Origin of the sequence: Sodalis-like endosymbiont of Proechinophthirus fluctus, from assembly GCF_001602625.1 — a bacterium.
Taxonomy (GTDB): Bacteria; Pseudomonadota; Gammaproteobacteria; order Enterobacterales; family Enterobacteriaceae.
Genome location: NZ_LECR01000074.1, coordinates 1 through 16965, shown reverse-complemented (window position 1 = coordinate 16965; position 16965 = coordinate 1). Strand labels below are relative to the sequence as shown.

General features: G+C 46.2%; 7 protein-coding genes and 10 pseudogenes. 13 read left to right on the top strand and 4 right to left on the bottom strand.

What is annotated here, in order from left to right; all coding sequences use genetic code 11:
* Positions 1-52: 52 nt before the first annotated feature.
* The 3 genes and pseudogenes from BG74_RS07175 (at position 53) to BG74_RS07170 (ending at position 979) form a co-directional block, all read left to right on the top strand.
* The gene (locus tag BG74_RS07175; protein ID WP_066597527.1) at positions 53-292 is read left to right on the top strand and encodes a Maf family protein; all 240 of its coding nucleotides are present in this window, start codon (positions 53-55) and stop codon (positions 290-292) included.
* Positions 258-511 (top strand): annotated as a pseudogene (locus BG74_RS11375) (Rne/Rng family ribonuclease); the annotation flags it as partial. The gene BG74_RS07175 and the pseudogene BG74_RS11375, both read left to right, overlap by 35 nt.
* 240 nt (positions 512-751) lie before the next feature.
* Positions 752-979 (top strand): hypothetical protein, encoded by a 228-nt coding sequence (locus BG74_RS07170; RefSeq protein WP_066597526.1) that lies wholly within the window; start codon positions 752-754, stop codon positions 977-979.
* A gap of 178 nt (positions 980-1157) precedes the next feature.
* Here BG74_RS07170 and BG74_RS07165 read toward each other — a convergent pair whose 3' ends face one another.
* Complete coding sequence (locus BG74_RS07165; protein WP_066597524.1) at positions 1158-1460, bottom strand: hypothetical protein; 303 nt, start codon at positions 1458-1460, stop codon at positions 1158-1160.
* A 503-nt stretch (positions 1461-1963) separates the two neighbouring features.
* On the opposite strand from BG74_RS07165, the pseudogene tldD reads away from it, so the two are divergent.
* Positions 1964-3430 (top strand): annotated as a pseudogene (gene tldD / locus BG74_RS07160) (metalloprotease TldD).
* Positions 3431-3543: 113 nt separating this feature from the next.
* Here tldD and BG74_RS17720 read toward each other — a convergent pair.
* Positions 3544-4177 (bottom strand): annotated as a pseudogene (locus tag BG74_RS17720) (LysR substrate-binding domain-containing protein); the annotation flags it as partial.
* 54 nt (positions 4178-4231) lie between these two features.
* Between BG74_RS17720 and BG74_RS07150 the strand changes: the two are divergent.
* Positions 4232-4653 (top strand): annotated as a pseudogene (locus BG74_RS07150) (aldehyde dehydrogenase family protein); the annotation flags it as partial.
* Between the two features lie 572 nt (positions 4654-5225).
* Here BG74_RS07150 and BG74_RS19760 read toward each other — a convergent pair.
* Positions 5226-5399 carry a hypothetical protein gene (locus tag BG74_RS19760; RefSeq protein WP_244267416.1) on the bottom strand — a complete coding sequence of 58 codons (174 nt, stop codon included), beginning with the start codon at positions 5397-5399 and terminating at the stop codon, positions 5226-5228.
* A gap of 17 nt (positions 5400-5416) precedes the next feature.
* Between BG74_RS19760 and BG74_RS19755 the strand changes: the two genes are divergently transcribed.
* From BG74_RS19755 to BG74_RS19745, 3 genes and pseudogenes are all read left to right on the top strand, one after another.
* Positions 5417-5599 carry a hypothetical protein gene (locus tag BG74_RS19755; RefSeq protein WP_244267415.1) on the top strand — a complete coding sequence of 61 codons (183 nt, stop codon included), beginning with the start codon at positions 5417-5419 and terminating at the stop codon, positions 5597-5599.
* A 257-nt stretch (positions 5600-5856) separates the two neighbouring features.
* Positions 5857-6298: pseudogene (locus tag BG74_RS19750) on the top strand (metallopeptidase TldD-related protein).
* The gene (locus BG74_RS19745) at positions 6234-6431 is read left to right on the top strand and encodes a metallopeptidase TldD-related protein (protein WP_369678531.1); all 198 of its coding nucleotides are present in this window, start codon (positions 6234-6236) and stop codon (positions 6429-6431) included. The pseudogene BG74_RS19750 and the gene BG74_RS19745 overlap by 65 nt, the downstream one beginning before the upstream one ends.
* 588 nt (positions 6432-7019) lie before the next feature.
* On the opposite strand, the gene flgM is transcribed toward BG74_RS19745, so the two are convergent.
* Positions 7020-7316, bottom strand: coding sequence for a flagellar biosynthesis anti-sigma factor FlgM (gene flgM, locus BG74_RS07140; protein WP_073961132.1), 297 nt, complete (start codon positions 7314-7316; stop codon positions 7020-7022).
* Positions 7317-7427: 111 nt separating this feature from the next.
* Here flgM and BG74_RS07135 point away from each other — a divergent pair.
* From BG74_RS07135 to BG74_RS20805, 5 pseudogenes are all read left to right on the top strand, one after another.
* A pseudogene (locus tag BG74_RS07135) lies at positions 7428-8435 on the top strand (ABC transporter permease subunit).
* A 61-nt stretch (positions 8436-8496) separates the two neighbouring features.
* Positions 8497-9119 (top strand): annotated as a pseudogene (locus BG74_RS11365) (ABC transporter permease family protein).
* Positions 9120-9129: 10 nt separating this feature from the next.
* Positions 9130-9868, top strand: a pseudogene (locus BG74_RS17700) (ATP-binding cassette domain-containing protein); the annotation flags it as partial.
* Positions 9869-15512: 5644 nt separating this feature from the next.
* Positions 15513-16292 (top strand): annotated as a pseudogene (locus tag BG74_RS19740) (molybdopterin-dependent oxidoreductase); the annotation flags it as partial.
* 445 nt (positions 16293-16737) lie between these two features.
* A pseudogene (locus BG74_RS20805) lies at positions 16738-16965 on the top strand (hypothetical protein); the annotation flags it as partial.

Here is a 16965-nt window from a genome sequence, read left to right as displayed (position 1 = left end):
CCCCAGCCGCTGATACAATTGTAGCTCTCAAGAGGTATGTGCTGGAGAAGTTATGCGATTACAACACGCCCGGCAGATACTGACGCCCGGCCAGTGTTATCAAGTGATGACCTCGGTCTCGCTATCTTACACCTCGCGGATCGCAAGCCGTCTGGTGGTGACCGAGGTAGCCTTTCTCGCGTTGACCTCTGCTGAGATCGAGTACTATATCGCTTGCGGTGAACCGATGGACAAGGTCATCGCCTTTGTGCACTCGATCCTGTCTCTGTTGCGGGACGGTGAAAACCATTGAAACAGTATGCTATAAAATTATATGATAAATTATGATGTTACATCATGCCTACGACTCTGATCTTTTTCTGGTTTATGCGTCGGCCGCGGTGGGCGAGGCATTGTAGAGCGATGAGCTCTACATTCTGGCCGAGGTGGAAATTTTCGTCGGCAAGAGCAGGTGAAAGTCCAGATTAAGCCGCTTTACAGCCAGGAGCAGTTCGATGTAGTTATGATGTAAGCCCGTTGCTGCAAGGCAGATCTGTAACTAGTATAAGCCGTCACGTCGGACGCAACGGCCGCACAACAGCAAGCAAGGAAACAGGTGTGAAGTGGCTACCGGGGATACTCATGGCGGTTGGCGCTGCCCTGATCGTCTTGGTGGCGTTGAGGTTAGAGGGTTGCTTCTGGCTTTGCCGAACTTGAACAGCTTATGACCACAGATAGTCTCTGTATTGGATTGTGCTTTTGATGATGACATTTGGCCGCGGTAACTGTACGGCAGCTGGCAATCTTTCCGGTCGACGCTGGATATCTGAGGGTTGATGCTACTACCGCTGATGAGCGGCTGCATGTGCAGCGTGCCACGCCGGCGCTTGACGTGTGGCAATTCTTGCTGCACTATCGTTGGCAGTTCCGCGACGTGACCTTTTATCGCCTACAGCTGGGATCTGAATCCCACGCTGATGAGTCGGTATCTCCAAGGTAGTCCGATCAGCTCCGATCGTCTTTCTAATCTTTTCCTGCGCCAGTTCGACCATTTCATCATTCGCGGCAGCCAGATCACCTTTTTAACCCCTTCGGCCGAAGGGCCCCGGCTTTCCGTGCCACAGCTCATCACCTAGCTTAATACCTCCAACCGCCACCGTGTAGAAGACAAGATTAGCCTATCGAATACCGATGTGCAGCAGGGCGCGATCGACGTGCGTATGGATCTGCACGATTAGCAGGGGCTTCTGGATAATGGCAAAGTGTATCTCAAGGCCCAGGATATCGATCTTAAGCCGTGGTTTAGTCAGCCGCTGCAAAGTAATACCGACTTGTAAAGCGCCGATTTTATCCTGGCGGTCTGGCTTACCCTCGAAAACGGCGAAATTGCCGGCGCGGACGCGCCGCTTAGCCGGGGCGCAGCGCTTTGGCAGGACGGTGACTAGGCGCACCGGCTTGATGTAAATCAACTGGCGCTCCATCTTAGTGAGAGGCCAGGATGCCTGGCAGATGGATGTGCCAGCGCTGACTATCGCTACCGATGGCCAATCTTGGGAACTTGCCGTTCTGTCGCTTTTTAGCTGCCGGCAAAGAGGCATCTCTTTTTCCCCGATCGGGAGGGCGAGATCCGCCTACGCGCTAGCGGGCTGGTGCTGTCCCTTTCCCGCACAACCTTTAATTAGCGCCTACAACCCGCAGGATAGGCTGGTATTATAGGGACGTAATATCGATGCCTAGGTACAATCGCTTTAGATCAATGGAGATTTCTATTTCCATAAACCGGTTCGCTACCATATAAGATAAGAGGCGGCTTGGGTGTGTCGGAAATACAGGAAGTTTTACGACAGCCGCGTGCTCAAGAGTCCAAATCGAAATAAAGGCCGATTGTTTGACGCCGATGGTGAATTGCCGCAGTCTATAAAGATAATGCATGGCTTTATTTGCACTGTGGTGGGGTCAAATCCATTTTTAAGAACGTGAACCCATGAGTCTAACGTTGTTAAGTGAGCATTTACTTTATACTCATCAACTGCAGCACGACCATATTTTTTCTCTATATTGGAATAAATGAGCGCACGACGTCTGGACTACTATGCCGATATCTATTTCTAATCAAGCTATCATGAAGCATGGATCATTGAAGACGGTATTATTAAGGAAGGGTCGTATAATATTGTTATATCGACCAGGGCGTCGGTGTGCACGCGATAAGAGGTAAAAAAACGGTTTCTCCTATGCTGACCAAATCACCCTGACAGCATTGAATAAATACGCGATAGCTGTACCTAGCATCGTCAGTGACGCCGCCAGCGGACGGATAACATATCCTGGGCACGGTGGCTTACCGCCCCTGTATCCGCCGTTGGATCCGATCCGCTCGCCGGTCTGCCGCGCGAGGAGAAAATCATGCTGCTGCACTGGGTGGGTAAGGCAACGCGCGCCGCTGATGCGCGTGTCTAGGAAGTTACGGACAGCCTGTCGGAGGTGCATGAGCAGATTCTAGTTGCTGCTACTGATGATACGATGGTGGCGCATGTGCACTCGCTGTTTCGTATGTCCATCAGCATGCAGGTCGAGCAGGATAGTAAACGCGAGGTTGGCGCCAGAGAGGCACCGGCCGTTTTGGCTACGATTTTTTCTTAGCAGAGGTGGTCGGTGAGGTGCATGTCGACGGTTGTGCGGATGGGATGGGCGCTAGTGAATCTCTCCGCCGCCGCGGCCCCTGCCGGCGCTATGCAGTAGTGCTCGACGCGGGTTGGCCGCGTATGCTGCTGCACGAAGCGGTGGGACACGGCCTAGAAGGGGATTTCAATCGCTGCGGCAGCTCGGTGTTTATGGCCAGATGGGAAAGCTGGTGGCGTCCGAGCTATGCTCGGTAGTCGACGATGGTACGCTCGATAGCAGCCTGTACGGCTCGCGCTGGCCATTGATGATGAAGGCGTGCCTGGGCAATACAATTGCTGATAGAAAAAGGCCGGTTGAGAGGGTACATTCAGGACAAACTTAATACCAGGCTAATGGAGTAACACTCCCAGCAACGGCCTAAGGGAGTCAGTCCTATGCACATTTACCGATGCTGCGGATGACCAATACCTACCTGCTAGATCTGCTGGCGGGTCAATCGATGCCGGAAGAAATTATCGCCCGCGCAGAGCGCGGCATTTAAGCGCCCAAACTTGGCAGCGCACAGGTAGATATCACCTCCGGCAAGTTCGTTTTCTCTACCTCGGAAGCCTATTTGATTGAGAACGGATGCGTGACTCCACGCCGGTGAAAGGCGCAGCGCTCATCGGCTCCGGTGTCGAGGCGATACAGCAAATCTCGATGGTTGGCAATGATTGGATAAAAGGGTTGGAGTCTGTGGCAAAGGAAGCCCAAAGCTTGCTGGTAGGCGGGTGCGAGCCAGCTGACGCTGAAGTTGAATAGAATCACCGTGGGTGGTGTCACCTAAGCCGACGTTAACCTCCAGGGCGCCTCAGCGGCTGCGGCACCCCTGCCCGAACGCAGTGGGCTTACAGTCACCTCGAGCATATTGCTTTGAGCGCCATTGCGCCGGTGCCGTCATTAACATAGCGGATGATAGCCAACACGGCTCAACCGACTCTGTCCTGGCGAAAGGTATGATACATATCTGCCACCTGAGGAGTCGGTGATGTGGTTAATGCAGACCTGTACCTTCAGTGGTAATTTATCACGAGTCATATACACCGCATATACTGGCTGCGGATCGGAGTGATAGTGGATGAATAAAATTTCGACATTGCCGCGTTTTATCTTATCCAGGACTCACATAATTGATGCCAGCGCCGGCGGTCGGCCAGCGGATCAGTGTTTACGAATCGTTGGTTGCAAAGCGACCTACTGGCGACAAATGCAGTGTTATGCCTTTGGCGCAATGAGTTCAAACTGGTTGTCCGGACGCACGTCATATTCCAGCTAGGAGAAATTAGCCATGTCGCTGGGTTTTTCTGGCGTACCCCACTATGCCAGATAGCTCTTAGAGGCGAACGCCACTATCGGCATCGATCCCAGCTGGCGCGAAAACAAACTAGGATCTTTGCAGCGCTCCTACTTTCACCACCAGATCCAGCCCGTCGGCGATAAGATCCAGCGCTGGAATATTAGTCACTAGGTTGACCGATAGGGTCGGATACTCCTTCAGTATCTCAGTGGTAATCGGCGCCAGAACATTTTTAGCGTCGAGGTACTTGCCAATGTGTTGGAAAAGGACGAGCGCGTGGTCACGTGCGATAAGCGTCACCGGCTGGTAGGTAATTTCTTCCAGCCCAAGGTGCTGGCCGATGTGACTGATGATATGCAACTGGCGCGCTAGGAAACTTTTAGTCCGGTTGCCGCCTATTTCTGCTTTGCCGACGAGGAAGAGGCTATTCGGCGCGCCAAATATACTCCCTATGGTCTGGCAGTGTACTTTTATACCCGGGATATGGCGCGGGTATTTCTCGTCGCATCATCGCTTGAGAGCGGTCTGACCAGCATTAACGAATGTGCGATGTCCAACGAGCTGGGGCCATTTGGCGACGTAAAAGAGTCCGGATTGGGGCATGAGGGGGTCAGTGCTGGGCATGGAGAGGATTGTCTGGAAGTAAAATGTTGCATATTGGTGGACTTTATAAGGACACCAGTGGATGCCCATGCTATCGGGCGGGCGCCTAGGTATCCTGACAGGGAATTTAACCGGCTTAGCGGATAGCGCCCCCTAATGGAAAGCGCCCCCTAATGGAAAAAGTATCATTATATTTCAATTTTATAACATAAATACCGTCCTTTGATCGCCAATTTGCCATTAGTAAGGCCTTATGACGCCAATCTCGACGCCCTGTGGTCGCATGGTCTGTTGCATTTAGCTTTGCCTGTGGAAATTGAATTTGTATACCGCCAGGAAAAAGGAGTCCCTACACTCTATCCCGGTGGTCTTCGCGCATACGCGCATATAGTGACAAATATATTACGGACTGTTAAACTGAAGAAATGCTGCAACAGCAGTTTTCAGATTGGCTGACCGCATAATCCAATTTTGCTTGGCGTATGCGGCGAGATCCTGTCTAGCGGATAATGTGCTATAATAATAGCGGAACCAGAAAAGAAAGTTAGTCAATCAGGTTGCCCAGAAATGCACACTTTTAGAAAACGCGGTCGCACAGGCGCTGGAAAACTGGCGCCCGCCAGGTCGGATGCGCCGGAAGTGGTAGTGATCAAAACTACCAGTATCGGCATCATAGCACCCGCTATGGCGAGGTGGAAAATGTCGAATTCAACAGCGATGGCGCCTGGGGATAACCGTTTGTTATCAACAGCGCAACGGCGGCGACTCCTCCACAGATCTTAGTCAGGACGCCACTGTCCGCACCACCGCCACTGCTCTGGGTATTGCGTGCTACACTTCTCCACCGATCCCACATCGGGAGGGACGGGACCGGTGGAGAAGACGCTGTTGGCGTATGAGGCGCCGGATCTCGATTTACTTCACCTCGCCGAGCTTGACGCTGAACGCGGAATAACCATGGCGGCGGAATGGATGGCCATCGACGGCGATAAGCGTACCACCCATACCGAAGGGGAAAGTTTCAACAGCTATTTCGGCACCTACGTCTTTTGGTAATAGCCACGGCATGTTGCAAAGCTACAACAGCAGCAGCCGTCATTCTCTCTCCTGCAGCATCATAGTGGAAATCGGCGGCGATATAGCGTAATTACGCCTATACAATCAGCGGCGCCTTCGACGATCTATGCTCGCCGCAATGGGTGGGGGAGGAGCGCATACACCGCACGCTGGCGCACCTTAATCCGCGTAAGGTGCTGACCATAGAAGCATCGGTATTGCTTGCAGCCGAGGTGGTAACCGGTCTATTTGGGCATATGGTGGGTCCTCTCAGCAGCAGTAATATATATCGCAACTCCACTTTCCTGCTCGATTTACTAGGTAAGGCTATCTTATCCGATTGGCTGTCCATCTAAGAATGTCTCCTTTTACTAAAGGGACTGGCGTCGTCTCCGTTTGACAGTGAAGGCGTGAGGACCAGCGATTGGGCTATTGTCCAGGATGGCGTGCTCAATACCTGGCTGCTTGGCAGTTATGTGTTGTGCAAGCTTGTCCTTGAAAGCACGGGGCCACCCCGGCGGGATATACAATTAGCGCATCTCCCATCAGGAGGTGGATTTCTCCTGGCTACTGAAACAGATGGGACGCGGGTTGGTAGTTACGGAACTAATGGGGAAAAGGATCAGCATGATCACTGGCGACTATTCCCGCAGCGCGACCGGTTTTTGGGCGGAAAACGGCGAGATACAATATCCGTAGCGAGATAACCATCGCCGGCAACCTGCAAGAGATGCTGCGCAATATCGTCAGCACCGACAGCGATACCGAAATGCACAGTAATATCCAATGCTACTCAGTGCTGCTGTCGGCGATAAAAATCGCCGGTCAGTGACGATTAATTCATCATCCCTGATGAATCGTGTCGGTGACTTATGAACGTTATACGCCGATGACGATGATCGCCGGCCAAATGCCCCTATTAAACTATCAGAGTACCATGGCTAGTTCGCCGGCAGTCGCCTCTGCCTGCTACGTGCCGTTACATACTGAATTTGGGACTGACGATCGCATAAAAGAGCTAGCACATACCACGTGGGGTCGTATACTCTACTCAAGCCATATTGATTCAGTTTGAGATGTACAACCAGCATCGGCCCATTGCGCTGGTTGTATTGCTGTGGTGCGGGGTGTGTGGTTCCACGAGATTTTCTCAGTCGGCCTGAAGCCCTGCATCGCTTTCTAATCGCTTTCTATAGGGCGCCTGCAATTCTATCTTCTGCTCCAACAATTGGCGCTGATGATTCATGTGTTGCAGCGTGCTGATGAGCTGCTCATATTTGGTTTCAATGGTACGGTACAGTAGTGGTGCATTGACCTGGACAGAGCTTCCTAATAACTGCTGCTCTTAGGCAAGGGTGGCCTCCAATTTGTTCAGCAGTTCGACCATGTTAGCCAGCAGTGTTTCCAACGTCTTCATAGCTTATTCGTCCAACATCGATTGTGCCTGGCTAATCAGCACATCGGCAATTCTACCGCTATCCATGGTGAGGGAGCCGTCACAGATAGCGTTTTTGATACGCCCGATCTTGGCGACATCGATATCCTGGGCTCCTTGTTTTTGCAGCTGATCCAGCGTGTCGCTCAAGCTAACAGTGCTTTTACTCTCTTGATTGTCGCCGCTGGCAGCAGTCTTGTTTTTCCGTATCTGAACGGCATTGCCGTCGATGTTTTTCAGCGGTTCCAGAGACTGAACAGGACAGCTACTCTCAATACTCATACAAGTCTCACTTACGTTGATTTCGTTGATTGAAACGGCGCCAATACCCAACTATCGGCCTCAGGCGCGAAAACCTTAATCATTTATAATATAACGTACACCTGTAAGGCGATGGTGATCGTGCCGATAACCTGTTACCCGGAATTCATTTTTACCTTGCGGACCTTTGCCTTCGTGAATCTGATCTCAGGAGATCCGGTGTTGATCATGGCCGGGAAGCGCGGTATTTCCCCGAGAGCTATGCGGAATTGATGACCTAGATGGGGCTGGATAAGCTGCTATTTCAATAATACTTTCACTACATCGCCAGGGTGCTCTGTAGGGGGATACAATCACCTCACTTAAAGACCAGCCAGCTTCCGGTATGGCAGGAATTTGTCCCGCCTTTCCAGGCGACTTTGGAACTGGAGATTTGCGCCATGATTTTCGCCGTACTGGTGGCATTCCCGTGGGGGCACTTGGCGGCGGTGATGAAGTGTGGTTCTATTTTCGATCATACCGTGGTGGGTGTTCTCGTTGACCGGCTATTCAATGCCCATTTTTTGTTGGGCATGATGTTGATTATGCTAGTGTCAGTGCATTTGAATCTTACGCCGGTGTTCGACGGGGAAACGGTGTTTCTTGACAACAACTAACCCCTGACCGGTTTCATGCTGATTGATACGCTGATTTGGGGCGAGTTGGCGGATTTCAAAGATGCCGTGATGCATATCATCACGCAGGCTATCGTGATGGGTGCTATTCCGCTGGCAGTCATCGTGCGTATGACCCGTTTGGCGATGATGGAGGTGCTGAGCGAGGATTATATTCGCACCGCGCGTGCCAAAGCGCTGAGCTGTCTGCGGGTGATCATCATTCATGTGCTGCGTAACGCGCCGCTGTCGGTCGTAACGGTTATTGGCCTGCATGTGGGGACGCTGCTGGAGTTACTACTTTGACCGAAACCATCTTTTATCCTGGGCAGACATCAGCTGCTGGCTGATTGAGGTGCTGCAGCGCAGCGACTATCCGGTGATCCAGGGCGGTTTGTTTCTGGTAGCGACGTTGATCATTTTGGACAACCTGATGGTGGACGTCCTGTACAGGGTAGTGAACTCGCGTATCTGGTATAAGAAATAGAGGAACGGAAAATGACTCAAGCCATAGAGCCGGTGACACTGTGACTGGTGTGCTGAGGCCGATGACCCCATTTCAGGAGTTTTGGCACTATTTTAAGCACAATCAATAAAGACGCTGTTATCGGGCTGACCTATATTTCTGCATTCTGCTGATGTTCATCGTGGTCCTGGTGCCGGCTTACTAGCACCCAACGGTTCGGATAGAAGTTGGCAGCTGGCAGTTTATGCTCGGTACCGACGACATCGGCCTCGATATTCTTATTCGCCTGATGCGACCGCCTGTCTCTGCTGGTGGGATACCTGGTAGTTGCGCTGTCGCTGCGCTGCTGCTGGGGGGAGTCAACCTCGATTACGTTACCGCTTCAAGGGTAGCCGTCGCCGGCATGCTGACAGATGTTCGTCAATATTTTGCCCAGCTGTTGGCGCCGCTTATCGTTCAGGTCTCGCTGGGGGTTCTCCAATGCCATTAATGTCATTTTGGATATAGTAGCGATCGGTTTCCTGGGTATGAGTGCACAGCCACTTACGCCTGAGTAGGTCACAATGCTGGCAGACGTATTGCAGTTCGCCCAGAGTGCCTGGTGGTGGTAGCGTTCTCTGGATTCGTTATTCTACTTACTGTGTTGGCGTTTAATTTAATGGGGGACGGCCTGCGTACGCCATCGATCTCAAACTCAAGCAGTAACGAGAATCTAATGGTGTTACTGTCCATAGACAAAATATCGGTCCATTTCGGTGATGAGGGCCACCCTTCCGCTCCGTTGACAGAATCTTCTACCAGGTGGAAATAAGGCCAGGTGCTGAGCATCGTCAGCGAATCCGGCTCGGGTAAATCGGTCAGCTCGCTGGCCGTGATAGGATTAATTGATTATCCCGGCAAAGCTATAAGCTGATAATCTGGTGTTCAATGGCCGCGATTTACAGAAAATCTCTGACAACGAGCACCACCAACTTATCGGCGCCGATATAACCATGATTTTCTAGGATCTGATGACCAGTTTGAACCCCTGCTACACGGTGGCTTCCAGGTCATGGAAGCCACCGTGTAGCAGGGCGGCAACCACAGGACCCAGTGCCAGTGCGCCATTGATGCTGACGCTGGTGGGTATTCCAGATCTGGCCTCCCGGCTGGACGTATATCCGCATCAACGTGTCCGGCGGTATCAAGCCAGAGCATGATGATAGCCATGATCATCGCTTGTCGTACCAAGCTGCTGATTGCCGATGAACCCACTATCGCGCTAGATGTAACCATCCCCAAGCGCAAATTATCGAGCTGTTGTGGACCTCTGCAGCAGATCGAGAATATGGCATTGGTACTAATTACCCATGATTTGATGCTGATAGCAAAAGCGGCACACTATATTATCGTGATGTACGCAGGACAAGGTGGTGGAAACCAACAAGGAAACGGAAATTTTCAGCGCGTCGCGTCCGTCATCCTTACACCTAGGCGCTGCTGTCCTCCAATCTCCGGCTTAATCCCGATCTGCATCCCGAGTGGATAAAACTAATTTGGCTCTTGCACCGCGCTGTAACCACGGCTGAAAGGCTACAGCGATCAACTGGTAGCATGCTTTGCCGTCAATCAGGATGAAGTACAAACAAGACGATAACTACCGACTCTGGGGACAGTGTCCCCAGAAATACCTCCAAGCGTCCCTCCATTAGATGAACAATCGCTGGTTTTTGTCAGGGCCAGAACGACCCGAGATAATCCGTCGTTTCGCTATTAAACGGCTAGGATTCAACGGCGCCTATTATTAATGGTCGGTTAAAAGTCGGCTGTCCGATTATTGACGTAGGAATAAAAGGCATGTTCCCAAAAGGTGAACTTCATCCCTATAAAATGCAGACAAAAATTCAAAGCATATAAATCATTAACGTCTAAGTGTATGGCTAGTCAATCAATTGCATTCCTTTGCGGATAAAATCCATAAGTATATATTTATCAAGGTCAGTATGCCGATAATATTCAACAAGCTGAATGAGACTGTGAACGCCGGCTTTATTGTAAATATTCATAAGATGCACTTCAATCATCTTTTAGCAATTTCTTTGGCGATTAGCCTCCGTTGCTCCCAAAAAATAATTTCAAGCTCACTTTTAGTGAAAAGTTCATTTTCAATATCTATTTGAATGATATTTTTATTAAGTAGATTCATATAATATAATAATTCATGTACATCAAGTTTCCTTCCATAAACGATACCAATGAGTTTATTATCATCATTATAAAGTGGTGCTCTTTCAGCATAGTGTGATACAAGCTTAGTGGTGTTTCCTTTACCATAATGATGAATAACTATGGAAATTATTTTCTATTTTATTTGATAAACTTTTCGTCGCTGGCGATAAATTCTGGCTAAAGTTATTGCCATATGTCAGTAGAGACTTCTTTATCCGCCCGTCCTTCCACATTAAATTTCTTAGGAAATCTAAAGAACTTAGTATCAGAATCTTTTACGACTACGTATTTTTTCTCATTGTTTTTAATTAACCAATGTTCTGAGCTTTTTTTGATGAATTATACAAACTACTTAGGTGATTTTAAGTAAAATTTAAAATTATTTTAAATATTTTTATGATATTAATTTCCTCGTGAAGCTAACTGAGAAAAGTTATGAATAGTAAATATTATAAAATAATTACCTATAAAAATATCGAAAATATTTATCGAAATAGTTATCGATAGAATCGGTTTGATAATATTGGCAAATATGTTTAAATATTAGCAAAATAGTATTTATGTCAGCAATGGATTGTCAAGTTCAGAACATCACAATTATATATATTTTCTCTTGTAAAATGAATATGAAATAAAAAAATAGATTATTTCATGGAATAAAATAAACAAAATTTCTATGCTATCAATAGAATAAAAATAAAATAAATAGTTGTTTTATTTAATGTGACTATTGTTCTTATAGGTATGATAACGTCACTAGCACAATGCATGCTGGGTACTATATTAGGTCATAGTATGACATTTTTTCAGGCTATTTTGGCGACGTCTTTAGGTAGTATCATATTAGTCTTTGTCATTTTTAGTTTAGGACGTGCCGGTATGAAAGAAGATCTTTCCACCAGTGTGTTATCCCGATGATACGACTTTATGAAGTCATGATCTATGTTTATCAGACTTGATATTTCAATCATCATATTATACTGGTTTGGCGTAAACATAGCGCTGATTTCCTAAAGCTTTCTCACCGTGATAGGAAATCATATCAATTATTTCTAGTGATCAGAAATAAGCTGGGTAGTGTTTTCATTGCTGGTAGCTTTTAGTTTTAACGCACTTAAGCATAACGGTAAAGATCGTGGTTAAGATTTTTTTTCAGTGACATTTTATGTGTATTACGACGAAATTGTGAAATATAATATCGACAGATTTTATTCTTCCTCTCCCTTGGGTGAGACTATCTCGATAGGAAGGGTTTGATAATAGTTACTGGTATGTTTATCGTAGGATCCTTAATCACACCTGACACAAGCAGATATTGCAAGAACCAAAAACACGTATTATGGATGATTACGTACTCAGTAATTATCTTTGATTTTATTATTAATGGGATAGATATTTTAGTCACTCATGCGTTAGGTACATCGAATGTTGTAGAGATCATGATTCATACAGTGGGTTAGATTGGCGTACTTACGTTTATATTGTCCGCTATTAAGGTTAATGATAATAATTTATATTCCGTATCTAATAATATTATTGGATTTATTGAGATGCTGACCGGTAAGAAGTTCAATTATACAGAAATAAAATTGCTGATATGGTTACTAGGCATATTATTTTAATTATCATAAATTTTATGATGCTTTCATCCACTTTTTGATAGCGCTTGGTTTAATTTTTCCTCCCATCGCAGGGTAATTCTGGTTGACTATTATATTCTTACGTACTAGCCGATATCATCTAGAGATATCACGTAAAATTTGCAAGCTACCTAATGACGCGTCAATTCTATTCACTAATGTAATCGCCATTATATCCTGCGCTTTAGACAGTACGTCTGGCATGTATCTCCAATACATAATTCCTTCTGTGAATTCTATTTTTGCAGCAGGCATAGGTTATTAGTTATTGATGAAAATAAAATCTTCTATGAGAAATAACTTTGCTCTATTATCTTGATCCTAGAGAAAATCAGGCTAAAATTTAATAATAAAATATTATAAAACTATAATTTTAATACACTTCACTGTATGTAAACATACAGTGAAGTGCGAAGTTATCCGCATGAAGAATAAGGATGACGATGATTGCATTTATAGGTAACAAGTTTCGAGTAACTTTGGTTTAGTTATTAAATTTGCCAACAAGAATGCTTCTTGATAGATTATGGAATATAAATGATCCACCTAGGTAAGTTTGACCTGCTAGCATGCCAAAATCGCTATGTCAATAAGGTAAATTCAATGATGTAATTTTATCCTACTGTCGTCAATACTGATCACTACTTAAATAGTATGTTAATTCTCAAGGGTGATGTTTAATGAGTAGTAAATGTATCCACTTCAAAAGGGAAAGTATCTCTAGGAAGTTTATTTATATCTATGAAAATCAAGATGATGCTTGTTTTATTCGCGATAAAGAAGCTAGGTATGTTTATATTAATCCAGCGAGCGATGTTTACACTACTAGATTTTCATGCATCCTTTAGTATGGAAGGAAAATTACTCTTACAAGTCCCTCACTGGATAAATTTTTTTAGGATGAGTTTATATATTATGATAACATGGTGATGGAAAAGAGCATTTCGCTATCGTTAGTTGTCACATCGGCGTTCGGCAGAGAAAACTGTATCCATCCTTATGTTTTTATATCAAACTTTCTTTGATAAACATGGCAATGTTGTTGGTACCTTTTCTGAAGCCCAAGCCCTTGCTTTTTTCTCAGCTATGAATTATATTAACGGTGAGGTGAATCGCCGGTTAAACTGATAACGCATCTATCAGATAATACTTTTACGGAGAAAGAGCTTGAAATTATCTTCTTTTCTTATCAATGACTTATCGGCAAGGAAATAGCGATACGTTTGGGAATTTCGCACTGCACAGTAGAAAACAGGTTTTGCGGCCTTTATCAAAGGGCAAATGTTCATAATATTCAACAATTCAAAGAGTTTTTCAAGGATTTAAGCTTTGATTATTACATCCCGGAGTCTTTTCTACATCCTAGAATCATCGTCATAGATGCTATTAACACGTAATATTTTTGAGATATTGTCCATATATTATTTTTATCATGTTCAATATTTGTTTTTGTCAAGTACATATTGAATGATTTACTAATTATAATTAGTATGCTGTAACTTACAGTGTCGTTTACTTATTACTCTAATAAGTATGATATGTATATTACAATGCTTGTTATCGCCGAGAGCGAATATCACGGGTTGCGACATTTGTGAAAGGTCTGCGCTAAATTGGATTCATCAATCCGAATACGTTGTTGTCAATATAATGAATTTTGCTGTGGGCTCTGAGAATAACAGCTAATCGAGTTTATCTCATGGCGTAAGCAAGCGCTTGTCAAAAGGGTACTTCAGCGCTATGACCTTGAGATAAGGAAACTGAATTCTTATCTGGTTTGTAAACAAAACAAATCGGATGCTGCTATTAGCGTGATGAGATGATAGTCGATGTTTCACACCGCAAGCCAACGTTTCCACGCTTTGGCGGATGGCTTCGCTTGATAGATGAATCCATTAGAGGCAGGGCTGTTTCATACTAGTGGCAATGGCCTGTAATACGATTCCGCTGGCAGCGGAATCGTATAATGCTCAATTACGTTGCTAAATAGTGCGTTGTGAATGAGTGAAAAGAATAATTATATCTTAACTAGCGATAAAATAAGGGATCACAAGCCGTCAGATCCCCGCGTGCCGGATCATCCACACTCTGCATAGATAGTCCTCAGGCTCTTTCTCGGGCTTTCAAGCTCAACGGGCATGCTCTGAGGGGGAACACTCCTACTGCGAGAGCGGCCATTCGTAGACGTGCGGTGGAGAACGTGAGTAATGTCCGGGGCACCTAGATCTGGTAGAGGTATCTTTCTCGTGGCTTAAATGCCGTTTTGCCTGTCTGCTGAGTGAGCGCGCGATCCGTGCCGTTTGGTAATGTAAGTCGCCAGAAACAGGCTGAAGGTTGCTGGTATCATTAGAATTAATTTGTAATATATATTTCTATCATATTTCCTTTTATATTTTATATAAATAAAGTTCGTTGAATTTGACATGTATCATGCAATAAAACTTTTTAATGTTATCATATACGGGATTAATAGTGTTAGGAATTTTTCGATTTAATATCGAGATTATTTCACTCTCATGAATGATTCTTGCTATGTCGTGTCATCATCATTAACAAGCCAACTTCATGAGAAGAAAATAGTCGGATGAAAATTTTCTATATAAGAAAATATCCGCTGCAAACGCTCTCATTTTATAGCGTAAAAATATAATCTTATCGAGTATCCATGAGATGGATAAGGATTTATTATCGGAGTTACTAGTAGGACGTTTCTTATAGGGTTTAGTAGTTGGTTTATACGCCAGTATATTATTTCAACTTTACAGGAATATTAATTATCCTACTGTTTTCATGCGACTTATTTTATTTTATTCACTTCATTCATTTATGAATATGGTAGTCATGCTGTATCACGATAAGGTGATTATAATCACAGATCTCGGCGAAGTTATAGGCGATAACAATTGATACTGCCTATGCCATTATTAATGGCTAAAATCACGGCGCCAAATAAAATACCGTCGATAATGCACTCGGTATTTGTCGCTATAGCCTTATTTTCTCAGACTGACCTGGCTTCGCTGAAAACGGCAAGGCTTGACGCCGGGTGCCACAAAGGGATTTTTTGCAAAACCCTGAAGCGACTAGTTATTCATCGAGGGTTAGAAGATTGCGGCTGAGAGGATTTTCCTGTTGCCGATATCAGGTGTTCGTTATTAATTTCTAAAGATAATTAAGCTGTCAGCGAAACATTATTCTTCTTGGCAAAAAAGTCATCTGATAGGGCTTGCGCCCTTACTGGAGAAGCGCCATGAGTAAAATCCTCAACCGCTTTCGCTATTTCAAACAGAAAAAGGAAACTTTTTCTGAGGGGCATGGGCAGGTGTGCCATACTAATCGTGACTGGGAAGACAGTTATCGCTAACGTTGGCAATATGGCAACATTACGCGTTTTACCTACGGTGTTAACCGTACCGGCTCTCCTGTGGCTAGAAGATCTATGCCAAAAACAGCTTGGTGACGTAGGAAACGCGGCAAACGGACTATCCACATACCATGACAAAGCGCGAGCCGCGCGGTGTCAGCACTACGTCCGGTAGCGGCCTGGCTGTCAATCGTAGCCGATAAGTAAAAATGTCAGCAATATAAAATGCAGCGTGGGCATGGCGGATTTATCCGTGCGCCAAGCTGGCAGGAGATTAATCCTGGTTTGTTGCCGTGGCTAATATTTGGGCGATTAAAAATGTCTGGTCAGATCGAATGGTGGGGTTTTCGCCCATCCCCGCTATGTCGATAGTGTCTTACGCTGCGCAGACGCGCTATCTGTGGCTGCTTATTGGAACCTGTTTGAGCTTCTACGACTAGTATTGTGTACCCCCAGCCCCGCATCTCCAATGACCTGGGGTGAACAGACCGATGTGTCGGAATCCGCCGACTGGTACAATGCCAGAGCTATATCATCGTCTGTGGGTCCGAACGTACCGCAAACACGTACGCCAAACACGCATTTTTTACTTGAGGTGTGTTACAAATGCACAAAACCGTCGCGGTTACGCCTGATTATGCGGAAATCGCTAAACTTAGCGACCAGTAGCTGCTAACCTACTTGAGCAGCGAGATGGATGTGTAATCTTTGCGTATTTTTAGGGCTGGAGAATCCGCATTATTTTCGTCATGTGAAGCATGACACCATCCTGGTGTATAAACTGCAGGTAAAATTTCTGTGGCTGACTGAAGCTTCCAGCTTCCCGAGTGCCAGTCGCCACGGCTTATAATCTCACCCTAGACGGCGTCGATCGCGGTCTTGATAACGATAACTGCGCGCGGCTATCATAAGATACACACGTATTCACTTGCATGGGGCGAGTAGTAGATTTGCGGCGTCTCTAGTGAGCAGATTGCGCAAATCTCCTGTGAGTTTGGCGCCACAGCGGCTACAAAACCCATAGCCTGGCGATGATTATCCTCGGCGCGGGCATTAACTGCTGGTATCACATGGATATGAGCTACCGCGCGCTCATCAAAATGCTTATGGCTGCGTCGACCATCTCGGTCGTGAAACCAATGTCATGCTGCAGCCTATCCAGTATGATACTCCGGCGGAACTGGTCCAAAGCGGCGAAATTCGCGACTGGAAAAAGGGAAGTGCGGTCTGATCCCTGGCCAGACCGCGCCGCATATCATCCGCGTGCAGTGTGATTATCCGGCGACCTACGAACTCTTTATCGCGTCTGCCTTGCGGGATCCAAGCCAGCAATTGGGCA